The sequence below is a fragment of the Paenarthrobacter nitroguajacolicus genome, from assembly GCF_029952445.1.
Lineage (GTDB): Bacteria > Actinomycetota > Actinomycetes > Actinomycetales > Micrococcaceae > Arthrobacter > Arthrobacter nitroguajacolicus_B.
Genome location: NZ_JAQPPK010000023.1, coordinates 1 through 18,253, shown reverse-complemented (window position 1 = coordinate 18,253; position 18,253 = coordinate 1). Strand labels below are relative to the sequence as shown.

At 63.6% G+C, this 18,253-nt stretch carries 14 protein-coding genes; 10 read left to right on the top strand and 4 right to left on the bottom strand.

Going from position 1 to position 18,253, the window contains the following annotated elements; genetic code table 11:
- The 3 genes from PJL15_RS16445 to PJL15_RS16435 all read right to left on the bottom strand — a co-directional run bounded on the left by PJL15_RS16445 (position 1) and on the right by PJL15_RS16435 (position 2,444).
- Positions 1-582 (bottom strand): PH domain-containing protein, encoded by a 582-nt coding sequence (locus PJL15_RS16445; protein WP_281452216.1) that lies wholly within the window; start codon positions 580-582, stop codon positions 1-3.
- Positions 575-1,498: a biotin--[acetyl-CoA-carboxylase] ligase gene (locus PJL15_RS16440; RefSeq protein ID WP_281452215.1), complete on the bottom strand. Its 924-nt coding sequence runs from the start codon at positions 1,496-1,498 to the stop codon at positions 575-577. Before PJL15_RS16440 ends, PJL15_RS16445 begins: the two co-directional genes overlap by 8 nt.
- A gap of 67 nt (positions 1,499-1,565) precedes the next feature.
- Positions 1,566-2,444, bottom strand: coding sequence for an SDR family oxidoreductase (locus PJL15_RS16435; protein WP_281452214.1), 879 nt, complete (start codon positions 2,442-2,444; stop codon positions 1,566-1,568).
- A gap of 217 nt (positions 2,445-2,661) precedes the next feature.
- Here PJL15_RS16435 and PJL15_RS16430 point away from each other — a divergent pair, with 217 nt between their 5' ends.
- The 9 genes from PJL15_RS16430 (at position 2,662) to PJL15_RS16390 (ending at position 14,980) form a co-directional block, all read left to right on the top strand.
- Entirely contained in the window at positions 2,662-4,245 is a 1,584-nt protein-coding gene (locus PJL15_RS16430) for an acyl-CoA carboxylase subunit beta (protein WP_281452213.1), read from the top strand.
- On the top strand, positions 4,242-4,487 hold the full coding sequence (locus PJL15_RS16425) for an acyl-CoA carboxylase subunit epsilon (RefSeq protein ID WP_281452212.1): 246 nt from the start codon (positions 4,242-4,244) through the stop codon (positions 4,485-4,487). Before PJL15_RS16430 ends, PJL15_RS16425 begins: the two co-directional genes overlap by 4 nt.
- 62 nt (positions 4,488-4,549) lie before the next feature.
- On the top strand, positions 4,550-6,232 hold the full coding sequence (locus PJL15_RS16420) for a DUF885 domain-containing protein (protein ID WP_281452211.1): 1,683 nt from the start codon (positions 4,550-4,552) through the stop codon (positions 6,230-6,232).
- 416 nt (positions 6,233-6,648) lie between these two features.
- Positions 6,649-8,082 (top strand): dicarboxylate/amino acid:cation symporter, encoded by a 1,434-nt coding sequence (locus PJL15_RS16415; RefSeq protein ID WP_281452210.1) that lies wholly within the window; start codon positions 6,649-6,651, stop codon positions 8,080-8,082.
- A gap of 93 nt (positions 8,083-8,175) precedes the next feature.
- The gene (locus tag PJL15_RS16410; RefSeq protein ID WP_281452209.1) at positions 8,176-8,661 is read left to right on the top strand and encodes a YbjQ family protein; all 486 of its coding nucleotides are present in this window, start codon (positions 8,176-8,178) and stop codon (positions 8,659-8,661) included.
- A gap of 170 nt (positions 8,662-8,831) precedes the next feature.
- The gene (locus tag PJL15_RS16405) at positions 8,832-9,548 is read left to right on the top strand and encodes a TetR family transcriptional regulator (protein WP_281452208.1); all 717 of its coding nucleotides are present in this window, start codon (positions 8,832-8,834) and stop codon (positions 9,546-9,548) included.
- A 1-nt stretch (position 9,549) separates the two neighbouring features.
- Positions 9,550-12,075 carry an MMPL family transporter gene (locus tag PJL15_RS16400; protein WP_281452207.1) on the top strand — a complete coding sequence of 842 codons (2,526 nt, stop codon included), beginning with the start codon at positions 9,550-9,552 and terminating at the stop codon, positions 12,073-12,075.
- A gap of 312 nt (positions 12,076-12,387) precedes the next feature.
- Positions 12,388-13,047: a Maf family protein gene (locus PJL15_RS16395; RefSeq protein ID WP_281452206.1), complete on the top strand. Its 660-nt coding sequence runs from the start codon at positions 12,388-12,390 to the stop codon at positions 13,045-13,047.
- A 118-nt stretch (positions 13,048-13,165) separates the two neighbouring features.
- On the top strand, positions 13,166-14,980 hold the full coding sequence (locus PJL15_RS16390; RefSeq protein ID WP_281452205.1) for an acetyl/propionyl/methylcrotonyl-CoA carboxylase subunit alpha: 1,815 nt from the start codon (positions 13,166-13,168) through the stop codon (positions 14,978-14,980).
- Positions 14,981-15,052: 72 nt separating this feature from the next.
- Here the strand turns inward: PJL15_RS16390 and PJL15_RS16385 are convergent, their stop codons facing one another.
- Positions 15,053-16,462, bottom strand: coding sequence for an MFS transporter (locus PJL15_RS16385; protein ID WP_281452204.1), 1,410 nt, complete (start codon positions 16,460-16,462; stop codon positions 15,053-15,055).
- Positions 16,463-16,757: 295 nt separating this feature from the next.
- Between PJL15_RS16385 and PJL15_RS16380 the strand changes: the two genes are divergently transcribed.
- Positions 16,758-18,170, top strand: a complete 1,413-nt coding sequence (locus tag PJL15_RS16380) for an MFS transporter (RefSeq protein WP_281452203.1) — start codon at positions 16,758-16,760, stop codon at positions 18,168-18,170.
- The last annotated feature ends 83 nt before the right edge of the window (positions 18,171-18,253 follow it).

The window sequence follows — 18,253 nt, the reverse complement described above, 5'->3', positions numbered from 1 at the left end:
TCATCCACCTTCTCTCAATTCCCACGGCAATTCTTCATAGTCCCCCAGTACTTCACCCTCAAATGCCTCACCTTGCGGGAGTTCGTCCATTGCGTCAAGAATGAAACCCCTGAATTTACCTGCCTCAGGGACGTCCGCCAGCAAGGCTGTTCCAGGGTGCCCGGTATCCAAGGATATATTCCCGGAGTGCAATGTCCGTTGGATCAGGCTCTGGTGGACTCCCACATTGCGGATGGACGCCAGGGAGACCTGCCAGTCGTTGCGCCTGAACATTCCGTATCTGGCAAGTATGCGCCGGCTCGTGAGGGTGTACCTGATGGATCGCCACTTGAGGACGCGCTTGACGCTGTACGCCAGAAGGAACCATAAGGCCAGCACCATCCAGGCCCCCATCAGCCACGGTGTCCACTCCACGGTAATGAAAGGGACCAACCGTTGTGCGTTGCCTTTGACTATCCAGGCGCAGCCGTAGGCAGCGAGGGCGGGAACTGCGATGAAGGCCAGCACGGGAATGAAGAGGGAACGGCCCTGTGGGCGCGTGATGGTGATGACCTGCTCCCCCGGAAGCAACTCTTTACGCATAACCGCTTTCTGTGGCGCGCAAGTGCACCACATCGCCTGCGGTGATGACGTGTTCGCGTCCACCGTGGTCCACCACCAGCAAGGAACCGTGCTCGTCCAGGCGGGAGGCGTGGCCTACCAACTCAAGGTCGCCCGGCAAATGGGCCCGGACCTCACGGCCCAAGGTGACCATGGCGGACTCGACCCGCTTGTGCAGGGATGCTCCCCCTGCCAGGCCGGCCGAAGGGTCGCCTTCGGAATTGCAGAAGCTGCGGTAAAGCCGGGCAAAACGCGAAAGGTAGCTTTTCAGCAGCGCGGTGCGGTCCGTCGTCGTGGCCCCTTCCACGGCGAGCGAGGTTGCGGTGGGAACCGGAAGTTCCTCCTCGGCGAGGGACACGTTCAGGCCTACCCCCAGGATCACGGCTGGAACGGATCCGTCCCCCATGGGCGTCATCTGCGCGAGGATGCCGGCGATCTTCCGCCCTTTCACAAGGACATCGTTGGGCCACTTGATCTCTGCGGTCACCCCGGCTGTCTCCTGCAACGCTTCACGAAGGGCAACGGCTGCAAGGAGCGACAACCACGAGTAGCTCTGGGTGGGAACCGGCATGCCCTGGGAAGTGACGGGCCGCAGCACGATGGAGACCGACACCGCAGAACGCTCGGGTGCTTCCCACTGCCGGTCCAAACGCCCGCGCGCTGCTGTTTGGTGCTCGGCAGTCAGCACCGCCAGATCGGCCCACTTTTTGGGCTCTACCGTGACGGCCCGGACCAGGTCCGTGTTGGTCGAACCCGTGGAGTCGACGATGTTCAGTTGCGAAATGCCGGTGGCGGACAGGAAGTCCGGCTGCAGCAGCGCCTGGCGATCCAGCGCCGGCCGTTCCGCGCCACTCGACGGGACATGCTGTTCGCTGCTCTCTGGCTGTTCGGCATCCATAGCTGAATCCTATCCAGTTGTGCAGCCCCGGTACGCTGGCCGCCCTGAAAAGAACCCCTGAATACGCTTAGAGGAAGATGTCCGGTACCAGGCGGCCCTCCGGGGCTCCCAGGCTGTAGGGCGCGAAATCGGTAACACCGGCCGCGCGCAGGACCTGCTCATCGGTAAAGAAGTTTCCGGTGGCTCCAGAGCCCGTCAGCACCGCGTGCGCCGCATCGGCCATGATCTCCGGGCCGCGCGCTGCCTGCACCATTTGCCGCCCACCGGGCATGTTCCGGATCGCGGCGGTGTCGATCAACGTGCAAGGCCACAGCGAGTTGACCGACACGCCGTCGTCCTTCAATTCCTCGGCGAGTCCCAAGGTGGTGAGGCTCATCCCGTACTTGGCCATGGTGTACGCCAAGTGCATCCCCGCCCATTTGGGATCGAGGTTCAGCGGTGGCGAAAGCGTCAGGATGTGGCCATTGCCGGACTTCCTGAGGGCCGGCAGCGCCAGCTTTGAGAGCAGGAACGTGCCGCGGACGTTGATGTCCTGCATGAGGTCATAGCGCTTCATGTCGACGGCGTCGGTGCGGGACAGGTCAATTGCCGAGGCGTTGTTGACCACGACGTCGATGCCACCGAAACGCTCGACGGCGGCGGCTACCGCTGCGGTGACGTCGTCATCGTTGCGGACGTCCCCCACCAGCGGCAGGGCCTGGCCGCCGGCGGCGACCAACTGCTCCGCTGCCGTGAAGACGGTGCCTTCGAGCTTCGGGTGGGGATCGCCGGTCTTGGCCATGAGGACGATGTTTGCGCCGTCGCGGGCCGCGCGGGTGGCAATGGCCAATCCGATGCCGCGGCTGCCGCCTGACATCAGAATGGTCCGGTCCTTGAGCGAACCCGTTGCGACATAGGGGGTGCCGCCCTGGGAAAGTGTGCTGGAAGCGTCGTTGCTTGAACTCATGGGGACACTCTAGCCCACGTATGTTACTGGCGGGTAACATAGTGAAGGATTTGGCAACGACGCGGAAAATTGTAGGGTTTCTACAGCGGTTCGCGGCAAACGCGTCACTAGACTGGCCTGCGGGGCCTGTTCTTTGTACGGAAGCTACTTAAGTCAGCTACTTGTCCGCACATAGGACTGCGCCAGCGAATATCAGCTACAGAGCCGGAGACACTTGATGAGCCACGATCTGACAACGACAGCGGGAAAGATTGCCGACTTCCGCGACCGCCAGGCACGGGCTGAGCAGCCTTCCGGTCCGGAAGCGATCGAAAAGCAGCACGCGCGCGGCAAGAACACTGCCCGCGAACGCATTGACCTGCTGGTTGACCCGGACTCCTTCGTTGAGTTCGACGCCCTGGCTGTCCACCGCTCCACCGCCTTCGGCATGGAGAAGAAGAAGCCCCTCGGCGATGGCGTGGTCTCCGGTTACGGAACCGTGGACGGTCGCCTGGTAGCCATCTACAGCCAGGACTTCAGCGTCTACGGCGGCTCGCTGAGCCAGGTCAACGGCGAGAAGATCGTCAAGGTCCAGGAATTCGCCCTCCGGAATGGCTGCCCGGTTGTCGGCATCAACGACGGCGGCGGCGCACGCATCCAGGAAGGCGTGGCCTCGCTGGCGATGTTCGCGGACATTTTCCGCAACAACGTCCACGCTTCCGGCGTGGTCCCGCAGATCTCCCTCATCATGGGCCCCTGCGCCGGTGGCGCAGCCTACTCCCCCGCCCTGACCGACTACGTGGTGATGGTGGACAAGACCTCCCACATGTTCATCACCGGCCCTGACGTCATCAAGACAGTCACCGGCGAAGACGTGGACATGGAAACCCTGGGTGGCGCCCGGCAGCACAACGCCACCACCGGCACGTCCACCTACCTGGCATCCGACGAAGCTGATGCCATCGAGTTCGTGCGCGAGCTCCTGGACTTCCTTCCGTCCAACAACCTGTCCGAGGCCCCCGTTGTGGAGCACGACCAGGAATTGGAAATCAACGACGACGACCTCGCCCTTGACAGCCTGATCCCGGACTCGGCCAACCAGCCCTACGACATGCGCAAGGTCATCGAGCAGATCGTTGACGACGCCCACTTCCTTGAGATGCAGTCGCTGTACGCACCCAACGTGATGATCGGCTACGGCCGCATCGAGGGGCACACCGTGGGCATCGTTGCCAACCAGCCAATGCAGTTTGCTGGAACGCTGGACATCTCGGCCTCGGAAAAGGCGGCACGGTTCGTCCGCCACTGCGATGCCTTCAACATCCCCATCATCACGCTGGTGGACGTCCCCGGCTTCCTCCCCGGCAAGGACCAGGAATTCCAGGGAATCATCCGGCGCGGAGCCAAGCTCCTCTACGCCTACGCAGAGGCGACAGTCCCGAAGCTCACGGTCATCACCCGCAAGGCCTATGGTGGCGCGTACATCGTGATGGGCTCCAAGAAGCTCGGTGCAGACCTCAACCTTGCCTGGCCCACGGCCCAGATCGGCGTCATGGGCGCCCAGGGTGCGGTCAACATCCTTTACCGCCGCGATCTCGCTGCTGTTGCCGAGGCCGGAGGGGATGTTGAAGCCAAGCGTGCCGAAATCATCCAGGGCTACGAGGAAGAACTCCTCAACCCCTACCAGGCTGCGCAGCTGGGCTACGTTGACGCCGTCATCGCGCCTTCGGACACGCGCACCCAGATCATCCGGGGCCTGCGAGCCCTTCGGGACAAGCGTGCTTCCCTGCCCACCAAGAAGCACGGAAACATCCCGCTGTGACGGCGCCGAAGCACCGTGCCGACGCGGCGCCCGAAGAGACACCCGCTGAACCGCTGTTCTCGGTGGTCAAAGGGGAACCGACGGCCGAAGAACTCGCGGCGATTGCCGCCGTCGTGGTTTCCCTTGGTGCCCGGCAGGAAGCTGCTCCTTCCAAGCCGAACGTCCGGCACTGGGTGCGTCGCCAGCAGTTGCGGCTGGATCCCACCCCTGGTCCTGGCGCGTGGAGGCGCAGCCGCGGGTAATTTCCTCCCCGGAAAGTTCAACAACCCTTTCACGTAAGCGGTGTCGCGGTTAGGCTCTGTGGGTGACTACTGCAAACACCCCTGTACGCCCGAAGTCCGCCATCGATGCCGTCGCTGACGCGTACACAGAAAAGCTGATCGAACTCAATCCCAGCTTCGCCACAACGCTGGGGTTGCCGGGACACGAAACCGAATACCAGGACTACTCGCCGGCAGGGGCTGAAGCGCACGCACGGGCCACCCGGGAAGCGCTGGAGGCCCTGGCCGCCCTGGAGCCTGCCGACGAGTCCGACGTCGTCACCCTTGACGCAATGCGCGAGCGGCTCGGCTTGGACCTGGAGTTCCACGACTCCGGCTGGGACGCCGCGGACCTGAACAACATCGCATCGCCGGCCCAGGACATCCGCGCCATTTTCGACCTCATGCCCACCGACACCGTTGAGCACTGGGAGCACATCGCCGGCCGGGCCGCGAATGTACCAGCCGCTATTGAGGGCTACATTTCCTCTCTCCGCGCTGCCGCCTCGGATGGGAAGGTATCGGCCGCCCGGCAGGTTCGGATCGTCATTGAACAGACCGGCCGGTACGCCGCGGAGGACGGCTTTTTCGCCAAGCTGGCGTCCGGCGCTTCGCTGGAGGGCGCGCCGCTTCCTGCTGAACTGCAGTCAAAGCTCGACGCCGGTGCTTCAGCCGCGCGGTCAGCCTACGGAACACTTGGTGCTTTCCTTCGCGACGAACTGTTGCCCGCCGCCCCCGAAAAGGACGCCGTTGGCCGCGAGCGTTATGCCCTGGCTTCCCGGTCGTTCCTCGGCGCCCAAGTGGATCTGGAGGAAACGTACGCCTGGGGTGTGCAGGAACTCGACAGGCTTATCGGCGAGCAGGAGAAGGTTGCCGGACAGATCAAGCCGGGTGCCTCGATCGAGGAAGCCAAGAGCATCCTCAATAACGATCCCGCCCGGCAGATCCACGGCACCGACGCCCTGAAAGCCTGGATGCAGGAACTCTCCGACCGGGCCGTATCCGAGCTCGCAGACGTCCACTTCGACATCCCGGACGTCATGAGGACTCTTGAATGCATGATCGCACCCACGGATGAAGGTGGCATCTACTACACCGGACCTTCGGATGATTTCTCCCGCCCTGGGCGCATGTGGTGGTCCGTTCCCGCCGGCGAGGACACCTTCACCACTTGGTCCGAAACAACCACGGTTTTCCACGAAGGCGTTCCTGGCCACCACCTGCAGGTCGCGACGGCAACCTACCGCCGCGAGCTCCTGAACAACTGGCGCCGCAACGTTTGCTGGGTCTCCGGACACGGTGAAGGGTGGGCCCTCTACGCCGAGCAGCTCATGCTGGAACTTGGCTACCTCAAGGACCCGGGCGATCACATGGGCATGTTGGATGGACAACGCATGCGGGCAGCCCGCGTGGTGTTCGACATCGGCGTGCACCTGGAACTGCCCGTTCCCGAGCGATGGGGATCCGGTACCTGGACTCCGGAAAAGGGCTTCGACTTCCTCAAGGCCAACCTGGACATCAGCGAGGGCCAGCTGCAGTTCGAGTTCGCACGCTACCTCGGCTGGCCGGGACAAGCTCCTTCCTACAAGGTGGGCCAGCGGCTCTGGGAGCAGATCCGTGCCGAGCTCGAGTCCCGGGACGGCTTTGACCTCAAGTCCTTCCACAGCAAAGCACTGAACATCGGTTCGGTGGGGTTGGACGTGCTTCGAAAGGCGTTGCTGGGCTGAGTTGACCTGGTGCATACGGCCAAAGGCCGGGCATCCTCGGCGTGCTGCTCCTTCGTCGCTTTGACGCACGCTGCCGGATGTCCGGCCTTGGCGTTTCTACCAAGCCCTGTCCGGCGGGGTTCGCACCCTTTCGGCGTCGGCTTCGCACCCGTTTCCGCGGTGCCCGCACCCGTACCCGCCAAATGCACCCCTTCGGCGTTGGCTTCGCACCCGTTTCCGCCGAATGCACCAGCGGTTACGGGTGCGATCGGCGTTAGCGGGTGCGGCCCAAAACAACGACGCCGCGAACCCCCGCCCCTGGCATCGGTGTTTTGCCGGAGAGCAACGTCACAAACGCACAAGGAATAACTTTTGCGCACGTAACATTTCTCAATGTCCGTTCGCTATGTTATTTCCCAAGCACCTACCGTGTTCCGGTGAGCACCTCAACCCAAACTTCCCCTTCAGCTGGAAAGACCGGCTTCCGGCTCCCCAAGTGGGCCGGTTCCTTCGGCGTCCAGATCATCGCCGCCCTCATCATCGGGCTCGTCCTCGGCCTCATCGCCAAGTACACGGGCAGCACCAAGACCGCACCCAACGGCTTGGGCGCAACCCTCCAGACGATCGGGTCCAGCTACGTCTCGTTGCTGCAGACCGCCGTCGTTCCCTTGATCTTCACTGCCGTGGTGAGCTCCATTGCCAACCTGCGCCAGGTGTCCAACGCCGCGCGCCTTGCATGGAACACGCTGCTCTGGTTCGCGATCACTTCGCTCGTCTCAGTGCTGATCGGCATCGGCCTGGGTGTGCTCCTGCAGCCCGGCGCCGCTACCGGCATCACCCAGAAGGCCGAATACGCCGGCAAGACCGGTGACTGGTGGGCGTTCCTGATCGGACTGTTCCCCAAGAACTTCCTGGGCCTCGGCGCCAGCTCCACCGTGACCGAAAGCGCCAACGCCGCCACCACGGTGAGCACCTCCGTCAGCTTCAACGTCCTCCAGATCCTGGTGGTCGCGATCGCGGTCGGCGTTGCTGCGCTCAAGGTTGGCAAGCAGGCCGAAGTCTTCCTGACGTTCAACGCCTCCGCACTGGCCGTCATCCAAAAGGTGCTCTGGTGGATCATCCGCGTTGCCCCGCTGGGAACCATCGGCCTGATCGGTAACGCCGTTGCCATCTACGGTTGGGACACCATCGGCTCCCTGGGCAAGTTCACGGCCGCCATCTACATCGGCTTGGCCCTGGTGCTGTTTGTCCTGTACCCGATCCTGGTCCGCGCACACGGCCTCTCCATCAAGCAGTACTTCTCCGGCGTATGGCCGGCAGTGCAGCTGGCCTTCGTTTCCCGGTCCTCCATCGGCACGCTGCCGCTCACCCAGCGCGTCACGGAACGGAACCTTGGGGTCCCCTCCGGCTACGCATCCTTCGCCGTACCGCTGGGCGCCACCACCAAGATGGACGGTTGCGCAGCCATCTACCCGGCAGTCGCTGCAATCTTCGTGGCACAGTTCTTCGGCATCAACCTGGACTTCACCCAGTACCTGCTGATCGTGCTGGTCTCCGTGCTCGGTTCCGCCGCAACGGCAGGTACCACCGGCGCCGTCGTCATGCTCACCCTGACCCTGTCCACGCTGGGACTGCCGCTGGCCGGCGTCGGCCTCCTGCTGGCAATCGACCCCATCCTGGACATGGGCCGCACAGCCGTCAACGTGGCTGGCCAGGCGCTGGTTCCGGCGATCGTCGCCAAGCGCCAGGGCATCCTGGACGAGTCGCTGTACAACGCGCCACGTAACGGTGCCGCGTTCGCCGACGAGTACGCAGCCGACAAGGCCGCCGCGGAAGCCGACGAGCGGGAGCTGGCCGGTTCCAAGGCCTGACACCGGTCCGCCAGGTAACGGCGCGAATCCCCTGGGGAGTTCTCCCCGGGGGATTTCCCCGTTAATGGGCCCAAAGCTGGATAGGCTCTGACCATGTTGATCGTCACCTCCAATGAAATCCCGGGCCACCGTATTGACGCCGTCTTCGGCGAAGTCATGGGCCTGACCGTCCGCTCGCGCGATATCGGCTCGCAGATGCTTGCCGGTTTCCGCTCCCTGGGCGGCGGCGAGCTGCCCGAAATGACCAAGGCGCTCTACGAAAGCCGCCAGGAAGTCATGGCGCGCATGGTCAATGAAGCACAACAGCGCGGCGCAAACGCCATCGTTGCCATGCGCTTTGACACCTCCGAAATGGGAACCAACTGGACCGAAGTGTGTGCCTATGGCACCGCCGTCTACGTTCTTCCGCTGGGTGAGGGCGAGCCGGGAGCCACGGGCCAGTCGGTCTACCTGACCAAGACTGCGGGCCAGCAGGCCTCCCAGCCCGCAGCTCCGCAGCAGCCCGCACCTCCGGCCCCGCCGATGAACCAGGCTCCCCCGATGAACCAGGCCCCGCCGGCTCCGCCGCAGCAGTTCTGAGTCCTTTGGGCCGCTAGCCCTTCTGGCCTGACGGCCCGCCCACTCCATCCCGTTCCTGCCCGTCGTTCCTGCCGCAAAACGCGGGGGACGATGGGCAAGAACGGGATTTTCTTTTACTCCAGAGTTGAATCAAATTGCGCAGAGTGCAAACTTGCACTTAGTGTAATAACGTGACCAAAACCAACAGCCAAGATGTGGCCACAGACAATCCTGGCCTCACCGAAGCCAGCGCCCCTTCGCGGCGGGAGCTCAATAAAGCCGCCACCCGTAGCTCCATCGCCGCAGCAGCCCTGGACCTTCTGCGCAGCCAAGGGTCCGGCAATTTCACCGTCGAGGACATCGCCGCCAGCGCAGGTGTTTCCCGACGCACGTTTTTCAACTACTTCCCGAGCCTCGAAGCTGCCCTGGCCTCCGTGGCAGACGGCTTCATGGACCATGCATTGGAGCAGTTCCGGCTGCGCCCAGCTGAGGAGTCCATCCTCGAATCCGCCCAAGCAGCCCTCATGGCGCTGGCCGACCCGATGTCTGTTGCCCCCATGGCTGAGTTGTTCAGCCTCACGCAGGACAACCGTTCCCTGGCCCGCTCCGAGCTCGAGGCCTGGGACCACTGCACAGAGCAGATCATCGACGCCGCCCGCAGCAGGTTGGGCTCCGGCGTCAGCGAGCTCTACCTCCATGCGCTGGCCGGTTCGGTCATCTCCTGCGGCAAGGCCGCCATGACTGTTTGGTTCACCGAACATGGACCGGACCTTTCGCCCGAATCCCTCGCCGCCCTCCGCCAGCACCTCATCGACGCGATGGGGCTCTTGGGTGCCGGCTTCGCGCCGGCGTCGGGCTCTTTCGCCTCCGCATCCTCCTCCGTTCCTAACACCACAGATCGGTTCTGACATGGCATCGTTCCTCTACCGTCTCGGCAAGTTTTCCTATCGCCGCCGCTGGCTGGTCATCTCCATCTGGCTGGCAGTCCTGGTGGCCGTGGGCGGTTCCGCCGCCGCCTTCCACGGCACCATGTCCAACAACTTCACCATTCCCGGCACAGAAACCCAGCGGATGGCTGACAAACTCAAGGAAGCCCTCCCTGACGCGTCCGGCGGCTCCGCCAGCGTGGTCTTCGACGCCGGGGATGCCGGGTTCGACCAAGCGAAGAAGGATGCCGTCTCTGCTGCGCTGACCAAGCTTGAAGCCATGCCCGACGTCCAGTCCACTGTGAACCCCTTTACAACGCAGGAACAGCTGGACAAGGCAGCCGGTGACATCGCCGCAGGTGAGGCCACGGCAGCCGAAGGCAAGGCCCAGTTGGATGCCGGACGTGCACAGCTCACCGCAGGCGAAGCCCAGCTCGCCGCCACCGAACAGCAGCTGGCCGCTTCCGGTCTCACGCCGGCCCAGATCGACGCCCAGCTGGCACCCACCCGCGCCCAGCTGGCCGCAACCAAGGAAAAGCTCGACGCCGGAGACAAGGAAGCTGCCGACGGCGCCGTCAAACTGGCGCTCGGCAAGCGGCAGGCCGAGGCCTCCGAAGGCCTGCGCTTCGTCTCCAGCGACAACAAGGCCGCTGTTGCCCAGGTCCAGTTCAAGACATCCATCAACGCTGTGGACCCGGCCGTCCGCAAGGAAGTCCAGGACATCGTCCAGGGCGTCTCATCCGCAGGCGTTACGGCCTATGCCAGCAAGGAAATTACTGAGGACGTTTCCGAAATCTTCGGCATCGCGGAAATTGTGGGCGTCGCGGTTGCGGCCCTGGTCCTGATCCTCATGCTCGGCACCCTCATCGCCGCAGGCCTTCCGCTGCTCATGGCCTTGATTGGCGTGGCAGTGGGCGTCGGAGGAACGTTCGCGCTCACCAGCGTGATCGACATGAGTTCCATCTCCCCCATGCTTGCACTGATGCTCGGCCTCGCCGTGGGCATCGACTACTCCCTCTTCATCGTCAACCGCCACCGTGGCCAGCTGCTGGCCGGGATGGACGGGGAAGAGTCGGCCGCCTTGGCCACCGGCACTTCGGGCAACGCCGTGCTCTTCGCGGGACTCACCGTCATCATCGCGCTGGCAGCCCTGGTGGTGCCCGGATTGCCGTTCCTTGCCGTCATGGGTGTTGCTGCCGCAGCGACAGTCGGTGTCGCCGTCGTCGTGGCTTTGACCTTGACGCCTGCCGTCCTGGGGCTGATTGGCCGCAGGCTCATCTCCAAGCGCGCTTGGGCGAAGGCTGCCAAGCACAATGCAGAGCCCGGCCATGAAGCCACAGACCGCGAGCTGGAAGAGAAGCGAAGCAGTGGAGGTTGGGGCGGCCTCGTCACGCGCCACCCGTGGGTTTCCCTGATTGCGAGCATTGTCCTTTTGGGCGCCTTGGCGCTGCCCGCTTCGCAGCTGCGGCTGGCACTGCCCGACGGCGGTTCGGAACCTGTGGATTCGCAGGCCTACAAGGCCTACGACCTGACGCGCAGCAGCTTCGGCGAAGGCATGACGGGACCGATTATCGTGGTTGCCGAATTCCCTGGGGGCCTCAGCGAAAACGATGCCAAGAATAAGCAGTACGACGTCGCGGACCGGCTCCGGAGTGTCGAAAACGTAGTAGCAGCCGTTCCGGTTGCGCTCAGCGACGACCACCGCACCGCCGTCTTCCAGGTCATCCCGAAGGAAGGCCCGGCCAGCGCGGGAACCGTGCAGGTTGTGTCCGATCTGCGCGCCAAAGGTACCGCGATCCACGATGACCTGGACACAACGATCGGCCTGACAGGCCAGACCGCCGGCAACATCGACGTGTCCGCAAAGCTTGGTGCTGCGTTGCCACCCTATTTGGCGATCGTGGTGGGACTATCCCTGATCCTTCTGCTCCTGGTGTTCCGATCCATCGTGGTGCCTTTGCTGGCCACCGGCGGCTTCCTGCTCTCCCTGGCTGCTGCCTTTGGTGCCGTAGTTGCCGTGTACCAGTGGGGCTGGCTTGGCGGGATCTTCGACGTCGCCAACCCTGGGGCCGTACTGAGCTTCCTGCCCATCATCCTGATCGGCGTGCTGTTCGGCCTGGCCATGGACTACCAGGTGTTCATTACCTCGGGCATGCGGGAATCCTTCATGCACGGTGAATCTGCCAAGCATGCTGTCCGTTCCGGGTTCAGCCACGCAGCAGCCGTAGTGACTGCGGCTGCAATCATCATGGTCAGCGTGTTCTCCGGCTTCATCTTCAGCCACCTGACCATGGTCCGTCCGCTCGGCTTCGCGATGGCGTTCGGCGTGCTGATCGACGCCTTTGTTGTCCGCATGACGATTGTCCCGGCCATCATGTACCTGCTCGGCGAAAAGGCCTGGTGGCTGCCGAAGTGGCTGGGACGGATTCTTCCGGACGTGGATGTAGAGGGCGCCAAGCTGGACCGCAGCGACCGCTCGAAGACCTCCTCCGAGGAACTGGTGCACTAGCCCTCGCTCACTTACGGGCCTGAATCCACCGATGCTCTCTCACCTACCAGCCTGAATCCACCGATGCTCTCTCACTTTCCTGACGATAGTGAGAGAGCATCGGTCGTTTTGGGGTGGGAGGTGATGGAGCGTCGCGCTCAAAGGGGCCGGAGGTGATGGAGGGTCGCGCCCAAGGGGGGGGCCGGAGGTGATCGAGGATCGCGCCCAAGAGGGGCGGAGGTGATCGAGGATCGCGCCCAAGAGGGCCGGAGGTGATCGAGGGTCGCGCCCAAGAGGGGCGGAGGTGATGGAGGATCATATTAGGCTGGGCACGTGACCCGATTGATCCTCGCCTCCCAGTCCCCTGCCCGTACCAAGCTCCTCACCGAGGCCGGCATCAGGCACGAAGTCCTGGTCTCGGACGTCGATGAGGACGCGGTCCAGGCCAAGTATGGCGTGACCGATGCCCACGACACCGCCCTCCTGTTGGCACGGGCCAAGGCCGAGGCCGTCGCCGCCCTCCCCGAGGCGGAGGGCGCACTGGTGATCGGCTGCGACTCAGTCTTCGAGTTCGACGGCGAGTCCCACGGCAAGCCGTACACGGCGGACGTTGCCCGGGAGCGGATGCTGCGGATGAGCGGCTCACAAGGAGTGCTCCACACAGGACATTGGCTGGTTGACTGCCGGGACACCGCTGCGGACCTCGACGACGACGAAACGGCCGACGGCACGGGGGCCACCGTGGGTGCCGTCTCCAGCGCCGAGGTGCACTTCGCGGAGATGGCCCCGCAGGAGATCGAGGCCTACATTGCTACCGGCGAACCGCTCCACTGTGCCGGCTCCTTCACCATCGACGGCCTGGGTGGGGCCTTCATCCGCAAGGTCGACGGTGACCCGCACGCCGTCGTCGGGCTTTCCATCTCGACGCTGCGGGACCTGCTGGTCCACGCGAACGTGGGCATTACGGAACTGTGGGACACGGCCATTCAGTAAACGCGGTTTGTAGCAACCCTACAAAGGAACATCGCCTCACACACGGAATCCCCCATCAATATGGGCGGAACCCTCACAATCGCGCTAGGCTCCCTGAAGGACAGAAGGAGTCAACAACTTGTCAGCTAACCCGGCGCAGCCCATTTCCAGCCCTCTTACCAAGGTCTTGATTGCCAACCGCGGCGAAATCGCGGTCCGCATCATCCGAGCCGCCCGGGACGAAGGCATTGCCTCCGTAGCCGTTTACGCCGACCCTGACCGCGACGCACTCCATGTCCGCCTCGCCGACGAAGCCTACGCTTTGGGCGGCAACACGGCTGCTGAGTCGTACCTCGTAATGGACAAGATCATCGAGGTCGCCAAGCAGTCCGGCGCCGACGCCATCCACCCCGGCTACGGCTTCTTGGCCGAAAACGCCGAGTTCGCAGCCAGGGTGATCGAGGCCGGCATCAACTGGATCGGGCCCTCCCCCGAAGCAATTTCCGCACTCGGCGACAAAGTCCAGGCCCGCCACATTGCCGAAAAGGTTGGCGCTCCGCTGGTCCCCGGCACAGCGGACCCGGTTCAGAATGCTGACGAGATCCTGAAGTTTGCCGAAGAATTCGGCCTGCCTGTTGCCATCAAGGCAGCGTTCGGTGGTGGCGGACGTGGCATCAAGGTAGCCCGCACCATGGAAGAAATTCCCGAGCTGTATGAATCCGCAGTCCGCGAAGCCGTAGCGGCCTTCGGCCGCGGCGAGTGCTTCATTGAGCGCTTCCTCGACGCGCCCCGGCATGTTGAAACCCAGTGCCTGGCCGACGCGTTTGGCAACGTGGTTGTTGTCTCCACCCGCGACTGCTCGCTGCAGCGCCGCAACCAGAAGCTCGTTGAGGAAGCCCCGGCGCCTTACCTGACCGAAGAGCAGAACAAGCGCCTCTACGAATCTTCCAAGGCCATCCTCAAGGAAGCCAACTACCTCGGCGCCGGCACCTGCGAATTCCTGGTGGGCCAGGACGGCACCATCTCCTTCCTCGAGGTCAACACCCGCCTCCAGGTGGAGCACTGTGTTTCCGAGGAAGTCACGGGCATCGACCTCGTCCGCGAGCAGTTCCGGATCGCCCGCGGCGAAGCCCTGGGCTACGAGGACCCGGAAGTCCGCGGCCACTCCTTCGAGTTCCGCATCACCGGCGAAGACCCGGGCCGTAACTTCATGCCCGCACCGGGCACCATCAGCACCCTGAAGAACCCGACGGGCCCCGGTATCCGGGTGGACTCCGGCGTGGAACAGGGCGATGTCATCAGCGGCAACTTCGACTCCATGCTCTCCAAGTTGATCGTCACCGGCGCCACCCGCGCCCAGGCGCTCCAGCGTTCACGCCGCGCCCTGGAAGAGATGGTTGTCGAGGGTATCCCCACTGTCATCCCGTTCGACCTCGCGGTTGTCACGGATCCCGATTTCGCGCCCGCCGAGGGCCCGTTCAAGGTCCACACCCGCTGGATCGAGACCGAGTTCGTCAACAGCATCCCGGCGTGGTCCGCTGCCGGCGCCAACGCTGAAACGCCCGACGCCGGTGAGCGCCAGCGCGTCGTCGTCGAGGTTGGCGGCAAGCGCCTTGAGGTGGTCCTGCCGTCCGGCCTGGGTGCCGGCGTCGCCACCGCTGCAGCCGGTACGGGAACCAAGTCCGGCAAGTCCAAGAAGCGGTCCCGTTCGGCCGGTGCCGCGGCGGCTGCTGCCGGCGGAGACGCGCTGACTTCCCCGATGCAGGGCACCATCGTCAAGGTCGCAGCCTCCGAGGGCGACGTCGTGGCCGAGGGCGACCTTATCGTGGTCCTCGAGGCCATGAAGATGGAACAACCCCTCACCGCCCACAAGGCCGGCACTGTGCGGGGCCTCGCAGCCACCGCAGGCGAGACTGTCGCGGCCGGTGCCGTGATCGCCACCATCGAAGACTAGGCACCTCTTAACGAATTAACGACGTCGGCCCCGCACCAAATGGTGCGGGGCCGACGTCGTTGTTTGGGGTGCTTAGGCTACGTTGTTCTCGTAGTCAGTGTCCCTGGTCTCCTTGGACAGGAACAGGGCAATGAGCGTAAGAACGGCCATTGCGCTGAGGTAGACACCCACCAGCACGGTGCTGCCCTTGCCGACTTCCCAGAGCCACACGGCGATAAACGGTGCAACAGCTGCGCCCAGGATGCTTGAGACGTTATAGCTGACTGCCGAGCCCGTGTAACGGACGTTCGTGGGGAACAACTCGGGCAACAGCGCGCCCATGGGACCAAAGGTCAGCCCCATCAGCGTGAAGCCCAGGATCAGCAACGCCATGGTCCCCACGAATCCGGCTCCGAAGAGCGGGACGAAGAGCAGGCCGAATACGAAGATGCCGGCCGTCACGGTCAGTAGCATCTTCCGGCGCCCGTACTTCTCCGCAAGGGGGCCCGCAACCAGGGTGAAGATGCCAAAGAACACAACGCCGGCGATCAGCATCCACAGGAATTCATTGCGGGTGTAGCCGAGGCCGGGAACAAACGCTGCCGCCGCAGCTTCGGTCAAGGGTTTCCCGGCCTTTTCGGCCGCAGCCTGGGCTCCAGCCAACGTGGGCTTGGTGCCATAGGTGAGCGTGAAGGTGGTCATCAGGTAGAAGAGCACATAGGTGGCCAGCATGATGAACGTGCCCAGAATCAGCTCGCGCCAGCTGCTCTTGAAGACCCGGCCGATGGGCAGCTTGGCCACTTCGTTGGACTGGACAACTTTAGTGAAGGCCGGGGTTTCGATCAGCTTGAGTCGAACGTAAAGGCCGATGATCACCATCACTGCGCTGAGAAGGAACGGGACGCGCCAGCCCCAGGCCTGGAATGCTTCCGGGGATAGCGTGTAGCTGAAGACCAGGAAGATGACGTTTGCCAGGATGAAGCCGATGGGCGCACCCAACTGGGGGAACGTGCCATAGATGGCCCGCTTGTTCGCCGGAGCGTTTTCCGTAGCCAGAAGCGCAGCGCCACTCCACTCACCACCGAGCGCCAGGCCCTGGGCGAAGCGCATGACCACAAGGAGTGCGGGAGCGAGCACCGTCCAGCCGGGCACATCCGCAGTGGGCAGGCAGCCAATCAGGAAGGTTGCGATGCCCATCGTCAGCAGCGAGGCGACCAGGGTTCCCTTTCGGCCAAACTTGTCACCAAAGTGCCCGAAGATGATTGACCCGAGCGGGCGGGCGATGAAGGCCACACCGAAGACCGCGAAGGAACTCAACAGCTGGGTGGTTGCATTCAGGTTGGGGAAGAACAGGCTGGGGAACACGAGGACAGCCGCTGTGGCATATACGTAGAAGTCGTAGAACTCGATTGTTGTGCCGATGAGGCTTGCAACAATGACCCGGCCCCGCGAGTTCACTGGTTTTGTGGACTCGCCTTCCCTGGATGGTGCTGTGGAAGACATGTAATAACAGCTTTCGTTCACACCGGCCAATGCCCCTCGGAGCCTGTCCGGCGAAGGATTATTCGAGAGTTCAATAATAGTTCCCGGCGTCCATTGACCGGACAACCAAGTCCAGTATGTGGACGTACCGAGAAATCCCACCATGTGGTCTCCGCCACATTACCTCACCGCAGTCTCACGCGCCGGTGACCCCGCCGATAGGGAAATGTCACAGGGCGTTTACAAACAGCGACCGTCCGTGAAATGCGCCAAACCTACCTTGGAAGAACAACGTCCCCCACCAAGGAGGCACTCCGTGACTGTTGATAGCACCGCAGATGCACTGGTTCCCGCCCAGTCAACCGCTGCCGCCACCCCCACCCTTGAACACCGCCCCGGCCGCTGGATAGCCAACTGGGATGCTGAAGACAAGGGTCAGTGGGAAGCCGAAGGCCGGTCCATCGCCAAGCGAAACCTGTACTGGTCCATCTTTGCCGAATTCCTCGGCTTCGTCGTCTGGCAGCTGTGGTCCATCGTTGTGGTCCAACTCCCCGCAGCCGGCTTCAAATTCGACACCAACCAGATCTTCTGGCTCATCTCCATCCCCAGCCTCGTCGGCGCAACACTGCGCATCCCCTACACGTTCATGGTTCCCAAGTTCGGTGGCCGCAACTGGACCATCGTCTCGGCGCTGCTCCTCCTGATCCCCACCACCGGACTGGCCCTGTGCGTAGCGAACCCGGAGACGCCCTTCGGCGTAATGTTCCTGGTCGCAGCCCTCGCCGGATTCGGTGGCGGCAACTTCGCCAGCTCGATGGCCAACATCACCTTCTTCTACCCCGCCCGCGAAAAGGGTTGGGCGCTGGGACTGAACGCCGCGGGCGGTAACCTCGGTGCCGCCGTCGCACAGCTTGTGGTCCCCATCGCGATCACCCTTCTGGCGGCAGGAACCGTGAACTTGCCCATGGCAGGCATCATCTGGATCCCGCTGATCATCATCGCCGCCTTCGGTGCCTGGAAGTACATGAACAACCTCACCAGCGCCAAGGGTGATGTGGCCGGTTCCCTGGCCGCCGTCAAGGAACCCCACCTTTGGATCATGGCGTTCCTCTACATCGGCACGTTTGGCTCGTTCATCGGTTTCGCAGGAGTGTTCCCCAAACTGATCAAGGACTACTTCCCTGATTTCTCCTCGATCCATGTCGGCGCCGTGGCCTTGTCCCTGGCCTTCCTCGGCCCGCTGGTCGGTTCACTGGCCCGTCCCTACGGCGGACGCATGGCGGACCGCATGGGTGGCGCGCGGATGACCATCACCTCATTTGCTTCGATGGCCGTCATCACCCTCACCATGATCTGGACCTTGCCCCTGAAGAGCTTCTGGCTGTTCCTGGCCCTGTTCCTGCTCCTCTTCGTGGCCAGCGGCTTCGGAAACGGCGCAACTTACCGCATGATCCCGGTGATCTTTGCAACGTCCAGCCGGGCAGCCCGGTCCGGTGCAAGCAGCGCCGCCACGGCCCGCCTTGCGGCATCTTCCCTCGGCCTGATCTCGGCGATCGGCGCTTACGGCGGCTTCGTCATCCCGCAGGTGCTCAACGCTTCCAACACAACAAGCGGCTCCTACACACCCGCGTTCTACGGATTCGTTGCAGCCTATGTCCTGATGCTCACCGTCTGCTGGGTTTGCTACATCCGCCCGGCCCGGAAGCGCAACACGATCGGACACATCTAGATGCCCAACGGCGCCGATACCCACTGCCCTTACTGCGCGCTCCAGTGCGCCATGACGCTGACCCCGGCCGCGACGGACTCCGC

What these genes read in the sequence shown, in the direction of transcription:
- PJL15_RS16445 (WP_281452216.1), bottom strand. Translation starts at nt 582, where the DNA reads ATGCGTAAAGAGTTGCTTCCGGGGGAGCAGGTCATCACCATCACGCGC.
- PJL15_RS16440 (WP_281452215.1), bottom strand. Translation starts at nt 1,498, where the DNA reads ATGGATGCCGAACAGCCAGAGAGCAGCGAACAGCATGTCCCGTCGAGT.
- PJL15_RS16435 (WP_281452214.1), bottom strand. Translation starts at nt 2,444, where the DNA reads ATGAGTTCAAGCAACGACGCTTCCAGCACACTTTCCCAGGGCGGCACC.
- PJL15_RS16430 (WP_281452213.1), top strand. Translation starts at nt 2,662, where the DNA reads ATGAGCCACGATCTGACAACGACAGCGGGAAAGATTGCCGACTTCCGC.
- PJL15_RS16410 (WP_281452209.1), top strand. Translation starts at nt 8,176, where the DNA reads ATGTTGATCGTCACCTCCAATGAAATCCCGGGCCACCGTATTGACGCC.
- PJL15_RS16400 (WP_281452207.1), top strand. Translation starts at nt 9,550, where the DNA reads ATGGCATCGTTCCTCTACCGTCTCGGCAAGTTTTCCTATCGCCGCCGC.
- PJL15_RS16385 (WP_281452204.1), bottom strand. Translation starts at nt 16,462, where the DNA reads ATGTCTTCCACAGCACCATCCAGGGAAGGCGAGTCCACAAAACCAGTG.